Origin of the sequence: Paenibacillus sp. PDC88 (assembly GCF_900106725.1) — a bacterium.
In the GTDB taxonomy this organism is placed as follows: Bacteria; Bacillota; Bacilli; order Paenibacillales; family Paenibacillaceae; genus Paenibacillus; species Paenibacillus shunpengii.
The window spans coordinates 879,762-894,476 of the sequence record NZ_FNNT01000001.1 but is presented as its reverse complement, the minus strand read 5'-3'; the positions used below and the strand labels follow the sequence as shown (position 1 = coordinate 894,476).

16 protein-coding genes are annotated in these 14,715 nt (G+C 43.8%); 10 read left to right on the top strand and 6 right to left on the bottom strand.

Annotation, left to right across the window (positions count from 1 at the left end; all coding sequences use genetic code 11):
* Positions 1–26: 26 nt before the first annotated feature.
* On the bottom strand, positions 27–590 hold the full coding sequence (gene cysC, locus BLW49_RS04215) for an adenylyl-sulfate kinase (RefSeq protein ID WP_256209628.1): 564 nt from the start codon (positions 588–590) through the stop codon (positions 27–29).
* A 199-nt stretch (positions 591–789) separates the two neighbouring features.
* Between cysC and pdaA the strand changes: the two genes are divergently transcribed.
* Together pdaA and BLW49_RS04205 are read left to right on the top strand one after the other, a co-directional pair.
* Positions 790–1,566: a delta-lactam-biosynthetic de-N-acetylase gene (gene pdaA / locus BLW49_RS04210; RefSeq protein WP_076311637.1), complete on the top strand. Its 777-nt coding sequence runs from the start codon at positions 790–792 to the stop codon at positions 1,564–1,566.
* 244 nt (positions 1,567–1,810) lie between these two features.
* Positions 1,811–2,938 (top strand): glycoside hydrolase family 88/105 protein, encoded by a 1,128-nt coding sequence (locus BLW49_RS04205; protein ID WP_090723303.1) that lies wholly within the window; start codon positions 1,811–1,813, stop codon positions 2,936–2,938.
* A gap of 50 nt (positions 2,939–2,988) precedes the next feature.
* Here BLW49_RS04205 and BLW49_RS04200 read toward each other — a convergent pair whose 3' ends face one another.
* Together BLW49_RS04200 and BLW49_RS04195 are read right to left on the bottom strand one after the other, a co-directional pair.
* Positions 2,989–3,840, bottom strand: a complete 852-nt coding sequence (locus BLW49_RS04200; RefSeq protein WP_090723301.1) for a DegV family protein — start codon at positions 3,838–3,840, stop codon at positions 2,989–2,991.
* Positions 3,841–3,960: 120 nt separating this feature from the next.
* The gene (locus tag BLW49_RS04195) at positions 3,961–4,374 is read right to left on the bottom strand and encodes a hypothetical protein (RefSeq protein WP_083655730.1); all 414 of its coding nucleotides are present in this window, start codon (positions 4,372–4,374) and stop codon (positions 3,961–3,963) included.
* A 212-nt stretch (positions 4,375–4,586) separates the two neighbouring features.
* Between BLW49_RS04195 and BLW49_RS04190 the strand changes: the two genes are divergently transcribed.
* Entirely contained in the window at positions 4,587–4,919 is a 333-nt protein-coding gene (locus BLW49_RS04190) for a DUF423 domain-containing protein (RefSeq protein WP_371264536.1), read from the top strand.
* A gap of 53 nt (positions 4,920–4,972) precedes the next feature.
* On the opposite strand, the gene BLW49_RS04185 is transcribed toward BLW49_RS04190, so the two are convergent.
* The gene (locus BLW49_RS04185) at positions 4,973–5,464 is read right to left on the bottom strand and encodes a hypothetical protein (protein WP_076311633.1); all 492 of its coding nucleotides are present in this window, start codon (positions 5,462–5,464) and stop codon (positions 4,973–4,975) included.
* A 263-nt stretch (positions 5,465–5,727) separates the two neighbouring features.
* On the opposite strand from BLW49_RS04185, the gene BLW49_RS04180 reads away from it, so the two are divergent.
* The 7 genes from BLW49_RS04180 (at position 5,728) to sufB (ending at position 12,439) form a co-directional block, all read left to right on the top strand.
* Positions 5,728–6,030, top strand: coding sequence for a YunC family protein (locus tag BLW49_RS04180; protein WP_076311632.1), 303 nt, complete (start codon positions 5,728–5,730; stop codon positions 6,028–6,030).
* Between the two features lie 386 nt (positions 6,031–6,416).
* The gene (locus tag BLW49_RS04175; RefSeq protein WP_047909953.1) at positions 6,417–6,881 is read left to right on the top strand and encodes a Dps family protein; all 465 of its coding nucleotides are present in this window, start codon (positions 6,417–6,419) and stop codon (positions 6,879–6,881) included.
* Positions 6,882–7,269: 388 nt separating this feature from the next.
* Positions 7,270–8,052, top strand: coding sequence for a Fe-S cluster assembly ATPase SufC (gene sufC, locus BLW49_RS04170; RefSeq protein ID WP_076311631.1), 783 nt, complete (start codon positions 7,270–7,272; stop codon positions 8,050–8,052).
* A gap of 26 nt (positions 8,053–8,078) precedes the next feature.
* Complete coding sequence (sufD, locus tag BLW49_RS04165; protein ID WP_090723300.1) at positions 8,079–9,380, top strand: Fe-S cluster assembly protein SufD; 1,302 nt, start codon at positions 8,079–8,081, stop codon at positions 9,378–9,380.
* Entirely contained in the window at positions 9,377–10,600 is a 1,224-nt protein-coding gene (locus BLW49_RS04160; RefSeq protein WP_090723298.1) for a cysteine desulfurase, read from the top strand. Before sufD ends, BLW49_RS04160 begins: the two co-directional genes overlap by 4 nt.
* Positions 10,590–11,021, top strand: coding sequence for a Fe-S cluster assembly sulfur transfer protein SufU (gene sufU, locus BLW49_RS04155; RefSeq protein WP_076311628.1), 432 nt, complete (start codon positions 10,590–10,592; stop codon positions 11,019–11,021). Before BLW49_RS04160 ends, sufU begins: the two co-directional genes overlap by 11 nt.
* Positions 11,022–11,041: 20 nt before the next feature.
* On the top strand, positions 11,042–12,439 hold the full coding sequence (sufB, locus tag BLW49_RS04150; protein ID WP_076311627.1) for a Fe-S cluster assembly protein SufB: 1,398 nt from the start codon (positions 11,042–11,044) through the stop codon (positions 12,437–12,439).
* 298 nt (positions 12,440–12,737) lie between these two features.
* On the opposite strand, the gene BLW49_RS04145 is transcribed toward sufB, so the two are convergent.
* Complete coding sequence (locus BLW49_RS04145) at positions 12,738–13,784, bottom strand: HD-GYP domain-containing protein (RefSeq protein ID WP_076311438.1); 1,047 nt, start codon at positions 13,782–13,784, stop codon at positions 12,738–12,740.
* Positions 13,785–13,871: 87 nt separating this feature from the next.
* Positions 13,872–14,603, bottom strand: a complete 732-nt coding sequence (moaD, locus tag BLW49_RS04140; protein ID WP_090723296.1) for a molybdopterin converting factor subunit 1 — start codon at positions 14,601–14,603, stop codon at positions 13,872–13,874.
* Between the last annotated feature and the right edge of the window lie 112 nt (positions 14,604–14,715).

The window sequence follows — 14,715 nt, the reverse complement described above, 5'->3', positions numbered from 1 at the left end:
CCGTCAAGAGGTGCAATGGGGAACCATTAAGCAAGCGCATGTCTTTGTAATGCAGTGACGAGTAAGGAGACGGACTGCTCAATTTCTTGGTGCTCGGTATCAATAGTGATATCGGGCTTGTTTGGTATGTCGTAACCGGCAGATATACCTGTGAAATTTGGTATTTCGCCACGTCTTGCTTTTTCATATAATCCCTTTGGATCTCGCTGTTCACAGACTTCCACAGAACACTTCACATATACTTCTACAAATTCCCCAGGCTCAAACATGGACTTCACCATTTCCCGATCTTGCTCATGTGGAGAAATAAATGCAGCGATGATATGGGTGCCCGAGTCTAGAAATAGCTTAGATACCTCTGCAATTCGCCTTAAGTTCTCTCTGCGGTCCTCTGGGCTGAATCCCAGGTCTCGGTTTAAACCGCGGCGTACTTGATCTCCGTCCAGCATATAGCAGGGAATTCCTTCTCTCTTCCAAACTTGTTCCAGATGGGAAGCAAGTGTCGTCTTGCCAGATCCAGATAGCCCTGTAAACCAAATGACTCGTGGATTCCTATTGATAGACAAGCCCCTTCTCTCCTTAGAAAATATGTATTTTAGTACAGTTTCGTAACCTACAATTAGATTATAACGGATGAAAGTAATTAGCAAAATACTACATAAAAATATAAATATCTGCTTATATTACGTAAAGTGACAGTTAGCAATGTAGGTTGCCTGCTGTGTTCGAACGACATCGCTCAAGTGAACATGGGCTAGAAATCTATTTGAGAAAAGGAGCAGATCACAAATGAAGAAGATGCTCATCCTGGGCACGATAATTGCAATCCTCGTTTCGGGGACACAGATGGTCCATGCTTCCTCCGTGAAGGACGCATTTCATTTTGGCTTTAAGAAGAGCAAGGACGGACAATCCGCCTCCATTAACGAGGAAGGCTTTAAACATATTCTGGAGAAGCATGGTGCTATTTTTATGGGAGATACGAAGCAAAAGGAATTGTATCTGACCTTCGATAACGGGTATGAGAATGGCTATACACCTGCCATCCTGGATGTATTGAAAGAAAAGAAGGTGCCTGCCGCTTTTTTTGTAACAGGGCATTATCTGAAGGACAAGCCGGACCTTGTACGCCGGATGAGTCAAGAAGGTCATATTGTTGGAAACCATTCCTGGAGCCATCCTGATCTCACGATAACTTCGAATGAAAAAATAAAATTAGAGCTGGACCAAGTCAAGGAAGAGACCAAGAGGCTGACAGGCAAAGAGTATCCTTATCTCCGTCCACCTCGGGGAATCTTTAGTGATCGGACACTCGAAGTAAGCCGTGGTCTCGGATACACCGATGTATTCTGGTCCATCGCATATAAGGATTGGGATACAAACGTACAGAAAGGCTCGCAGTATGCCTATGATCAAGTCATGAAGCAGCTGCATCCAGGTGCTGTAATTCTGCTGCACTCCGTATCAAAGGACAATACAGAGGCACTTGGCTCCATCATAGATGCTGCGAGAGCTCAGGGCTACACCTTCAAAGGCTTGGATGAATTAAAGACCAAGACCTACTGAAATTAATCTGCAAATTTGATGCAAGTTTACACTCTCAACCTATATATATGCATGATATAATGAACCGCTGATCAGTATATACGCTGCCAGCGGTTTTTAATGCATTTTAAGCCAAAGCTCGTATTTTTGTGCTTTTAACCTTGTATACGCTTTATTTCCATTATATAGTTAAAAAGTGGGGTTGATCCTTGAACACATGCATTCGAAAATGAATCATGAATAACAATCATGGGAGGGAAACCGTTTGGATATCATTTGGTCTACTCGGATATTGGATTCATTCATGAAGCGTAACAAGCAATTGCCATGGGGAGATTTTCATTCAAGACTACATTGGAATTATGAGAATGGCTGCATGATGACAGCGGTTGAACGAGTATGGCGGGCGACGAACGATCCTATATATTTTGATTACCTGAAAACGAACATGGATCTATTTATTCAGGATGATGGCCATATTCATACATATCGATTAAATGAATACAATGTCGATCAACTGAATCAAGGAAAGACGTTGTTTACACTGTATGAAGAAACAGGTGAGGAGAAATACCGAATCGCGATTGAGCAGTTGATGACACAGCTTAGAAGCCATCCACGTACGGCTGAAGGGGGACTATGGCATAAGAAGATCTACCCTTTTCAAATGTGGCTGGATGGCGTTTATATGGCCTGTCCGTTGATGACAGCTTATGCAGATATAATGGGTGCAAATGAATGGTTTGACGAGGCTGTGCATGAAATTTTGTTGATGGAAAAAGTATCACGTGACCCAGAAACAGGACTACTATATCATGCTTATGATGAGAGCAGGGAACAGGCTTGGGCCGATCCGGTCACAGGCTGCTCTCCGCACTTTTGGGGAAGAGCTCTCGGCTGGTATGTAATGGCGATCACCGATGTGCTTGATACATTGCCCTTGGATCATCCTAAACGCGGCCAGGTTATCGGAATCTTCTATCGGGTGTGTGAGGCGATTATGAAGGTGCAGGATGAGGCAACTGGCTTATGGTATCAAGTGCTGAATCTGCCTGAGCAAGAAGGCAACTACTTGGAGGCGTCTGCATCTTCAATGTTTGTATGTGCACTCGCAAAAGGGGCGCGTCTCGGTTACTTGGGCAGTCATGCACTGGAAGCTGCTCGCAGGGGACATGACGGCATCGTCAGCCAGTTTGTTAAAGTGCGTGAGGATGGCTCCTACGCATTGGAAGGCATATGCAAGGTAGCTGGTCTCGGTGGTCAGCCGTATAGAGATGGATCATTCGAATACTATATTGGAGAACCGCTGCGTACGGATGATCCGAAGGGATTAGCTCCTTTTGTGATGGCATGTCTCGAGCTTGAGGCACAAATAACCGAAATAACCGTATAAAATATAAGAAAAGAAGACCTTGCAATATAATGCAGGGTCTTCTTTTTCTCTTAATATGATTTAGTGTAAATGATACCAATGGTTTTAGGTCCACAATGACTGGAAATAACACAACCTGCGGTAGCCAGCACAACCTCTTTTGCATTTGTCTTTTCCTGCAAAACCTTTTGCAGATAAAGCGCATCATCCTCACACATGGAGTGAACAACGATGATAATATCATTGTCCATTTCATTTGTTTTGCTCAGTGCATTTGACAGCATCTGATCCATCGCTTTTTCCCGTTTGCCTCTGACCTTGTATGCAGGTGTCATTTTTCCATCTGTTACTTTGATGACCGGTCTGATCTTGAGCAGACTGCCGATCAAATTTTGCATTCCCGAGCAGCGGCCGCCCATATATAGATAATCTAGTGTATCAATAACAAATTCAGTATCGACCTGTGGTCTGATCTGGGTAAGACGGTGAATAATTTCCGGAACGGTAAGCCCTTCCTCCACTGCGCGTACAGCCTTGATCACCTGAAGACCGATTCCTGTTGATAAATTTAGGGAGTCAAATACGGTAACTCTGCCATCTGGATATTCGGAAGCGGCTAGCAGTGCATTTTGATAGGTGGACGACAGCTCTGAAGAGAGGCTGATAAATAGAATATCGTAGCCTTCATCTATGTATGGGCCAAAACAGGCCATAAAATCGGCCGGTGATGGAGCTGCTGTCTTCGGTAGCCGTCCTTCTGTTTTGACACGCTGGTACAGCTCTTCTGGAACGATATCCACTCCATCCTTCAATGACTCGTCTCCGAATACGGCATAGAGAGGGACAATGCCAATGTCATACTGATGGATCCATTCTTTTGGCAAATCACTAGTACTGTCCGCAAAAATTTTTATTCGCGACATCTCAATCCCCTTTATACAAGTTAGTTTCTTCTTCACATCAAACATTATAATGCATATTTGGCGTGTGTAGCAAAAAAGGCAGCAAAAAGGTTAGTCACGAAGAGAAGAAGAGAATTTATTCTAAACCATAACGGTCATGCTGAAAAAGCCGATGACGATTAGCAGGATCAGACCATTTAGAATAAGGCCAACCAGTGGGAATGCTTTTTTTCGATTCTTTAACGCCAATCCGATAATGGAGAGGATAACACCAATGATATTCAGTCCAAGGCTGGCAAGAATCAAAAGTCCGATAACAATCACATAGAAGTTGTTCAGCATCGCCTCAGGATCGGGATTTTCAAGTATTTCAGCTGCGGCAGATGGTGATAGGGCGAGAACAGCGATGTAAAGGACCAGGGAGAGTATGCCAACGATTAGAGATGCAATACCAGGACCTGAATGTTTGATCTTGGCAGGAGGTGGCTGAAAAGTGCCGTAGGGATTGTTTACTTCTTGAAGTTGGTCGTTATTTGGTACTTGGTTATTATCCATGTAGTCGCTCCTTTATAGATTTACAGTTAACTTTTCCATAATTCAAATTAAAATGCAAGCTGTATCTCTCTATCTGTTTTGTCACAATGTTAAAGGGATGTTCACTAGTAAATGGCGCGCATATTAGGTTAAGATAATTTAGAATACATTTCATTGAGGAGTGAGCATATCAAGTGGCGAAAAAATGGATTGCCATAGGTTCGATTCTAGCGATGCTATCTGTCCTGATTGGCGCCTTTGGTGCACATATTATTGAACCGATTATTGGTGAAGAGCGGCTTACCACGTATGAAACCGGCGTACAGTATCATATGATGCATGCGCTTGGAATTTTGATTATTGCACTTATTGCCAACAGCTTCGGTCCCAAGAAGGCATTAGAATGGGCGGCAAGACTGATGTTTATCGGCATTATACTGTTCTCAGGAAGCTTATATGTGCTGAGCATAACGGGAATCGGTATTTTTGGGGCAATTACACCATTAGGGGGAATTTGCTTCATTACAGGCTGGATTCTTGTTGTCGTGTCCGTATTAAAAAAATAAAAAGTAAGGAACGGTCATTCTCACTAGATGAGATTGGCCGTTCTTGCTTATTCCTAGATATACTTCTCGATCTCGGACGTATGGATGGAGTACACCTGCTTCTCATCCACATGATAAATGCTGACCAGCTTGGATAACGCATCGAAATTGAGAACACGGCACGGAATGCTCTTACCTTTGCCATTCTTCTCACGAATATCGAGCCTGATCAGTCTTCCTTCCTTCATTGCGGTCATAAGCCATTTCTCTGAAGGACAACGGTCCACTTCTTCTCTCTTCATCGTCTCGGATGAAGGGATAAGAGAAGATTTATGAATCGGTTTCATGTTTAGATCGGATACAGCCGTTTGTTTCAAAGCTTGCTCAATTCTTGCTCCCAGCTTCAAACCGGACTGAATTCTGAAATCTGCAATTTGATCTTGTGCATTAAAAATTTCGAGAAGGGATTGCAGTGCAAGGGCATCTGACTTGCTGTGAATCATAATGTCAACGTTAAAAAGAAATTCGGTCTCGTTACTCGTGCCTGCTGACGTCGTGTTTTTCATAATAATATTTACCTCGCACTGCTCTTATAATGGAATAATTATGTACATTGATTCTCTAACTATATCATTAAAACGCAATCGTGAATACTACCATAGACGCATATTTATGCGAAAATCCAGGATTTTTTTATGAGAATAATAGCGAAATGCTAGGTTTTAAGACATGGTTCTTTTGGCATTAACACTATCCGCTCCTGTCCACACCATATAGAAGACCCAAGAATAAACTGTCGAGACGCGTTAAGAGAAGGGGGGTTACACTAATGGTGACGTTGGAGCCTGTTCAAGTTGGAGACCATACCCTTGTTGCAGTTGAAGTAAAGCTGCCCAAGACAACACTGATTACAGTCTCGACTTCCAAAGGATACATTATGTGCGGAGCACTTGATGTGAGCCTGCTGAATGAGCGTTTGGCGGCCCGTAACATTATCGCAGCCCGGGCAGTTGGCGTGAAGACCATTGCTGAACTGCTTGCTGCACCGATGGAATCTGTAACAATTGAAGCTGAAAAATTAGGCATAGTTCCTGGAATGAGTGGGGTAGAAGCGCTGCAAAGAATGCTGTGATCGGAAAGAAAAAGTAAGCTGATGAGTATTATGTGAACTAATATAAATAGCAGTCCTCTATTTGGACGATGCGAAGCTAATGATGATATTCTTCATTTCTGAGTCGTATCTCTTTATAGGAGACTGCTTTTTTTATTGAATTTATTACATAGCTTTCCCCAAAAAAATCAATGAATTCACTAAAATGAATACAATCGTGAATCGCCAAAGATTTCATTTCGTAATTTTGCATAATGGAGAGTCTGCTGGATCATGATATTTTTGTCGGAGTTTGCTTCAGTGGATAAAGCATTTAACTTGTTTCATTAAAATCGTACAAGGGTAACTTAGAACTAGTGGCGAAAGATAAATGTGATCATAAATATACGTTAAAGGATGGGATCATTATGGCTAAATCAACAAATAAAACTGAAAACAAAACAACGATTGAACAGCTGCTGAATCGTGAGGTAGCGAATCTTAATGTATTATACGTTAAGCTTCATAATTACCACTGGTATGTTAAGGGCTCGAATTTCTTTACGCTTCATACTAAATTTGAAGAGCTGTACAATGCAGTTACTCTTCAAATGGACGAAGTGGCTGAACGACTTCTTACTATTAAAGGGAGCCCGGCAGCAACGATGAAGGAATACCTGGATTTGGCTTCTATTCAAGAGGCATCCGGCGGTGAAGATCCGAAGACCATGGTTCAAAATCTAATTGAGGATTTCGCAACACTATCCGAAGAATATGCAGAAGGTATTGAAGCTGCGGAGGAAGCAGGCGATGGCCCGACAGCAGACATGCTTACCGGCTTCCAGGCAGATCTGGAGAAACATATCTGGATGCTGCGTTCTTACCTGGCATAAAATAGATAACTTCACAATTCTAAAGTCTGGTCGATAAGACCAGACTTTTTCATTGTATGAAGGAACAATAAAGGTCCGATAATTTCTTAGTGAATGGGGGAAAGATCATTTGATTTGCCTCCTTATTTATTATAGAATGCATAAATATTGGACCACTTAAGAAGCACCTCGGGAAGCTGTGTCTATGTAGTTTGTGTGGACAAGGGTATTTTGTTTACGGCGTCTGTAAACTTTCCCACATAAATCACTTGAGAATCATTGAGAATCAGTTTAGAATTATTATAAAGTGACACTTATCGAGTGAAGCTGGAAATCAAGGGGATACCCTATTAAATATACTTCATGATTTCAAGTGGGAAATTCATTTCTATTGGAGGTAAAGGCACATATGGCTACAAATTTCGTCATTGAAGGACTTAAAGCAGAAATAGAAGGAAAAGAAATTTTGAAGGGCATTAACCTCAATATGAATGGTGGAGAAATTCATGCCATCATGGGACCGAATGGTACGGGTAAGAGTACGCTTGCTTCAGCACTGATGGGTCACCCTAAGTATGAAGTAACTGGCGGCTCTGTTACACTGAACGGTGAAGACGTTCTGGAAATGGAAGTGGATGAGCGTGCTCGTGCAGGGATGTTCCTTGCGATGCAATATCCAAGTGAGATTGCAGGTGTAACAAATTCCGACTTCCTGCGCAGTGCAATCAATGCACGCCGTGAGGAAGGCAACGAGATTTCTCTGATCAAGTTCATCCGCCAAATGGAAGGTAAGATGAAAGATCTTGAGATGAACCCTGAGTTTGCACATCGTTACCTTAATGAAGGCTTCTCCGGTGGTGAGAAGAAGCGTAATGAGATTCTTCAAATGATGATGCTTGATCCGAAGCTCGTTATTTTGGATGAAATTGACTCCGGTCTTGATATCGATGCTCTTCGTATCGTTGCAGAAGGTGTCAATGCAATGAAGAGTGAGGATCGTGGCTTCTTGATTATCACTCACTACCAACGTTTGCTGAACTACATCAAGCCAGACTATGTACACGTGATGATGCAAGGACGCATCGTTAAATCCGGTGGTCCTGAGCTTGCAGAACGTCTTGAAGCAGAAGGTTACGACTGGATTAAGGCAGAACTGGGAATTGAAGACGAAACTGTTGGCCAAGAAGCGTAAAGAATAAGCGGAGGAGGATATCTTAAATGACAACACAAACCATTCTTCCGGTTGATTCCGAAGCGCTTCGCGCGTTATCCGAAGGCAGAAATGAGCCGGCATGGCTTTCTGAAGGGCGCCAAGCGGCACTTGATCTTGCGGGCAGCCTTGCGCTTCCAAAACTGGAAAAAACAAAAATTGAACGCTGGAATCTATCCGCGTACGGACAATACAAAGCAAGCAATGCGATTTCGTTGAATGAAGCACCTGAAGAAATCGCAGACCTCATCAAAGATGAGCAAGATGGAACTTTGCTGATTCAACGGGGCTCCAGCGTCGTGTACAGCAATCTTTCCAAAGAGCTTGCTGATCAAGGTGTAATTTTCACAGATCTCGAAACTGCAGTTCGTGAACATGAAGATCTTGTTAAGAGTCATCTTCACACGGCAGTAAAATCTGACGAACATCAGCTGGCTGCACTGCATTCAGCGATCTGGAACGGCGGCGTATTCCTCTATGTGCCTCGTAATGTGGTGATTGAGAAGCCGGTTCAAGCTATTTTGCTTGCTGAAGATGGAACGGCAACATTTGCACCTCATGTGCTCATTATTGCGGACACAAACAGCTCTGTCGTATACGTAGACAACTATGTATCAGGCAATCTCGAAGCACCTGTCTTCCATAATGGGGTAGCTGAAGTGTTTGTTAAACCAGGTGCGAAGGTTCGTTTTGCTACCGTTCACCAATTCGGAGATCAAGTAACAGACATTACTTATCGCCGCGCATTAGTTGAGAACGATGGTACAATTGAATGGATCGTTGGTGAAATGAACACAGGTAATACAGCAAGTGATACCCTTTCTATTCTCAAAGGCAATGGATCGAATTCGGATCAGAAGACAATTGCTGTAGGTGCAGGCTCTCAGAAGCTGAACTATACGACCCAAGCGAAGCATTTTGGCAAGAGCTCTGCAAGCCAGATGATTACACGTGCGGTTATGCGTGAAGAAGCATCTGCGATCATTAACGGCATTACCAAAATCGAGCATGGTGCAACAAAAGCAGATGGTCAGCAAACGGAACGTGTTCTAATGCTGAGTCCTAAAGCACGCGGAGACGCGAACCCGATTCTTCTGATTGATGAGGATGATGTAACAGCAGGTCACGCCGCATCTGTTGGTCAAGTGAACCAAGAGCAAATCTACTATCTGATGTCACGCGGTATTTCCCGTGAGAATGCAGAAAGATTGATCATCTATGGTTTCCTTGCTCCTGTCGTATCCGACATTCCGCTTGAAGAATTGCGGGTGCAGCTGCAATCCCTTGTTGAAAGGAAGCTGGGACAATGAACGCTCAGGCGATTCGTGAACAGTTCCCCATCCTCCATCAGGAAATTAACGGACATCCATTAGTTTATCTAGATAATGCGGCAACTTCCCACAAACCTCGGGTAGTGCTTGATGCGATCAAGCGCTACTACGAGTGGGAGAATTCCAACGTTCACCGTGGAGTTCACACACTTGGAAGTCGTGCAACGGATGCATATGAAGGTGCTCGTGAGAAGGTAGCTAAATTTATAAATGCTAAACGTACGCAAGAGATTATATTTACTAGAGGTACAACAACGGCGCTCAACATTGTTGCTTCCTCCTATGGTCCTTCCGTACTGAACGAAGGCGACGAAATTGTGATCACTCCCATGGAGCATCACAGCAACTTGATCCCTTGGCAGCAGCTTGCCAAAAGAACGGGTGCTGTGCTGAAATATATTCCTCTTCAGCCAGATGGCAATATTGATCTGGCAGATGTGGAAAAAACGATCACTTCGAACACGAAAATTGTCTCTATGGCTTATGTTTCTAACGTTCTCGGAGTCATTAACCCAATTAAGGAAGTTGCTGAAATTGCGCATCGCAATGGTGCAGTTATGGTTGTTGATGGCGCACAGAGCACCCCTCATATGAAGGTTGATGTGCAAGATCTTGACTGTGATTTCTACGCCTTATCCGGACATAAAATGTGCGGACCGACCGGAATCGGTGCACTGTATGGCAAGAAGGCGCTGCTTGAGTCCATGGAGCCGGTCGAATATGGCGGCGAGATGATCGATGATGTTGGCTTGTATGAGTCTACATGGAAGGAGCTTCCTTGGAAGTTTGAAGGCGGAACTCCAATTATTGCAGGTGCGGTTGGCCTTGGCGCAGCGATTGATTTTCTGACAGAGATTGGAATGGATGAAATCGCACAGCATGAGAGCAAGCTGTCACATTATGCAATGAGCCGTATATCTGAAATCGATGGCATTCAGGTGTATGGACCTAAGAAACGTCATGTAGGTCTCGTAACCTTTAATCTCGATGGTGTACACCCGCATGATGTAGCAACCGTGCTTGATGCAAGCGGAGTAGCTATTCGAGCAGGTCACCATTGCTGTCAGCCGCTGATGCGCTGGCTTGAAGTCGGATCTACAGCAAGAGCGAGCTTTTATTTATACAATACAGAGCAGGACGTAGACCGTCTTGTGAGCGCCTTAATCCAGACAAAGGAGTATTTTGGTGATGCAACTTGATGATCTGTATCGGCGCGTAATTATGGACCACTATAAAAATCCGCGGAATCGGGGCAGTTTTGAAGACAACTCGGTAACAGTTGATTTGAACAACCCGACCTGCGGTGACCGGATATCCCTGCAGCTAAAAGTTAAAGATGGAATTGTCGAGGATGCGAAGTATACCGGTGACGGCTGCTCCATCAGCATGTCCTCGGCCTCCATGATGACTGAAGCGGTTAAAGGGAAGACTATGGATGAAGCTTTGAACCTGGCAGATCGTTTCTCCGCCTTGATGCAAGGAGAGGAACCAGAATTTGACGAATATGAAGATATAGAAGCCCTATCCGGTGTAAATAAGTTCCCTGCGCGCATCAAATGCGCGACACTTGCTTGGAATGCGCTGCGCAAAGGGATAGATGAGGATCACAAACCACAATAACGATAGGGAGGTAGACCCACATGGCAAAAAAAGCGCCAGAAATGGAAGAGTATAAATATGGTTTCCGGGATGAGCATAAGTCCATTTTCCAAACAGGTAAAGGTCTGACGGAAGAGGTTGTAAGAGAAATCTCCCGTATTAAGGAAGAGCCTGAATGGATGCTCGAATTCCGTCTGAAATCCTTGAAACAGTTTGAGAAGATGCCTATGCCTCGTTGGGGCGGTGATCTCGACGGGCTTGATTTTAACGATATTCAGTACTACGTAAGACCTTCGGAGAAGCAGGGTAAGACATGGGAAGAGGTTCCTGCAGAAATCAAGGAAACCTTCGACAAACTGGGTATTCCAGAAGCAGAGCAAAAGTTCCTGGCAGGGGTATCTGCTCAATATGAATCTGAGGTTGTATACCACAACATGCAGAAGGATCTTGAGGATCAAGGCGTTATCTTCATGGATACTGATACAGCGCTGAAGGAGCATCCAGAGATTCTCAAGGAGTACTTCGCAACCGTGATTCCTCCGGCAGATAACAAGTTTGCTGCTCTGAACAGTGCTGTATGGTCAGGCGGAAGCTTCATCTACGTGCCAAAAGGCGTGAAGTGTGAAATTCCACTGCAGGCTTACTTCCGGATTAACTCTGAGAATATGGGTCAATTTGAGCGTACCCTGATTATTGCTGACGAAGACAGCTTTGTACACTACGTAGAAGGATGTACGGCTCCAATTTACAGCACAAACTCTCTGCATAGTGCGGTTGTTGAGATTATCGCTAAGAAAAATGCACGTGTACGTTATACGACGATTCAGAACTGGGCTCCGAACATCTATAATCTCGTTACCAAACGTGCAGTTGCAGAAGAAAATGCAACCATGGAATGGGTTGATGGTAACATCGGTTCCAAGCTGACCATGAAGTATCCTGCAGTTATTCTTAAAGGACGCGGCGCAAAAGGCTCTGTACTTTCGATTGCTGTAGCCGGTAAAGATCAGCATCAGGATGCAGGTGCAAAGATGATTCACCTTGCACCAGATACAACTTCAACGATTGTATCCAAATCAATTAGTAAGCATGGCGGTAAAGTAACGTACCGTGGTCTGGCTTCCTTCGGACGCAATGCAGAAGGTGCTAAATCGAACATCAAGTGTGATACATTGATCTTGGATAACGAGTCTACTTCGGATACGATTCCTTACAATGAGATCATGAACGATAACATCACGCTTGAGCATGAAGCTACCGTCTCTAAGGTATCTGAGGATCAGCTCTTCTACTTGATGAGCCGCGGTCTCTCGGAAGACGAAGCAACACAGATGATCATTATGGGCTTCATTGAGCCGTTCACAAAAGAACTTCCAATGGAATATGCGGTGGAGATGAATCGTCTCATCAAATTCGAAATGGAAGGCTCGATCGGTTAAGCAGAGCTGTTTAACATTGAATAATATATAATACGTGTCCTGGCCTCTTATGGCTGGGCACGTATTTTTTTGTTCACAATGTGAGGAAGCAGCTGATTCATTTATGTTTATAAGATGAGATATACCTTTAGACCAAAGGAAATCAGGCTATAAAAAAATAGAGGCCACCCGTATAGGAGAGACCTCTATTTCCATAAATGTTCTTCAATTGATGTTCTAAGGAAGTATGTACTAGACGGTTCTTTTTAAGTAGTTCTAGCTGAAATAAACGATTAAGACTTATGATGTAACGTATGTTCTAGATATAAATTTCTACGATAGCAATATCTCGTTGTTTAGCCAAATCCACAAAGCCTTGTCCACAACGGACGAGCGGGCGGAAATGATCATTCGGATTATTCATTACAATCGTACCTGTATCTCCTGAAGTCAGTAGTACCTGCTTGCCAATAAAGTTAGGCAGGAGATGCTTGATAAAGCTCTGCGTCACTTTGGCATTGAGCTGTCCGAAGCTGAGTCCGTATAGCTCACATAACACAGATATGTATTCTTGCTTGGATTGATACACACGATGAGTCGTCATCGCACTGTACACATCTGCCACGGCCGCGATTCGGGAATAAGGATGAATATCATCTTTGCGTAATCCGTAAGGGTAACCGCTGCCATCTTCACGTTCATGATGCTGCAAAGCAGGGATCGCGAGTGTTTCATTACCGGTGGACTCTAATATAATGTCATATCCCTGTTTAGCGTGCTTTTTCATCACGCGGAATTCCTCTGGGCTTAGCTTGCCAGGCTTATGAAGCAGCTTCTCAGGCACCATAGATTTCCCTATATCAATGAGGTAACCTGCTTTGGAGATGGTGTAGCAGTCTTCCGGGGAATAACCGAGCCATGAAGCCATATAGTATGTAAGAATGCCTACCTGAACGGAATGGTTGTAAGTATACTCATCATCACGATCAAGCAGCAGGAGAAGAGAAACGACATCCTTCTGCTCAACAAGCTGTTCAGCCATTGGCTTAAGCAGATCATCGACCTCAGTTATGGAGAAGCGGCCTGTTGTGGTAGCTTCCTTGAAGATCGAGGCAGTTCCCATCATGGTAGTGTCAAACATAGGAACAAGCTTAAGCAGTGATTCCCCCGGGGATGATCGGAAGACAGGCGCAGTCTGGGTGGCGGGCTCTGAAATGTCTACATAATCAATACCGTGCATCATCAGTTTATCGATGTCTGAATCATCAAGTAAGGATCCTGCTGACATCAGCTGCACTCCAGAAGGATTAAAAGTATCCGATTGAAGCAATAAACCAGGCTTTAAGTCGGTGACATGTAATCTCAAGACAATTAACCACCTTTAAGTGTAAAGTTTTTAAATTTATCATATCAAGAAAAAAATGGACAGACAACGACTAGTTTTAAATATTAGTCATTTTAATGGGTCCCAGGGCCCGGTTTGATGTCCTTTCCATTCTGATCCGTCCTCCCAAATCTCCTTCTTCCAAATGGGGACAATCTGTTTCAGCCTCTCAATAGCGTACCGGCTCGCTTCATAGGCATTGGCACGATGGGGGGAAGAAACGGCAATCACAACACTTGTCTCGGCAATATCCACTTTGCCTAAGCGATGGGATATCGCACATTGTGTGCCAGGCCACTTCTCATTAATTTCATCGCCAATTGTCTTCATGGTAGATAATGCCATCGGTATGTAAGCTTCATACTCAAGATGAACAGTGCGCTGATCACCGGTCATTTCTCTTGTTGTTCCTATAAAGGTTAAGGTTGCTCCATGGTTGGCTGTGATGACTTTGGCCGAAGTCTCTTCTACCGATAGTGAGGCATATCCAATAGAGTATAGTCCATCATCCGTGCTGTGGATTTGCTGAACGGAATCTGCTGAATGCGTGGGCTCTTCACCACCGGAAACAGGGGGGATCAGCGCCACTTCGTCTCCTTCGTTGATCATCACATGACCTGGCGCATAGTCCATATTTATAGCGATTAATGAGGAGTGGATGAGTGAGGAGGCTTCAGGATACGCCTCTGCAAGCTGCATTTTCAAATCGTTTACTGTGACTGCGTGATCTATATTCAATTCAATGCTTGCTTGTCCAATTCTCTCTGCGACACCAGCGAATAATAATATGGATAGTTTCATATGATTTCACCTCGAACGATGTATTGATAAACCCTTTTAATATATCATATCCTTTCTGAAAATGTTATTCTTATCTTTTAGGTAGATCTTATGGACCAGATTAAGCAAAATG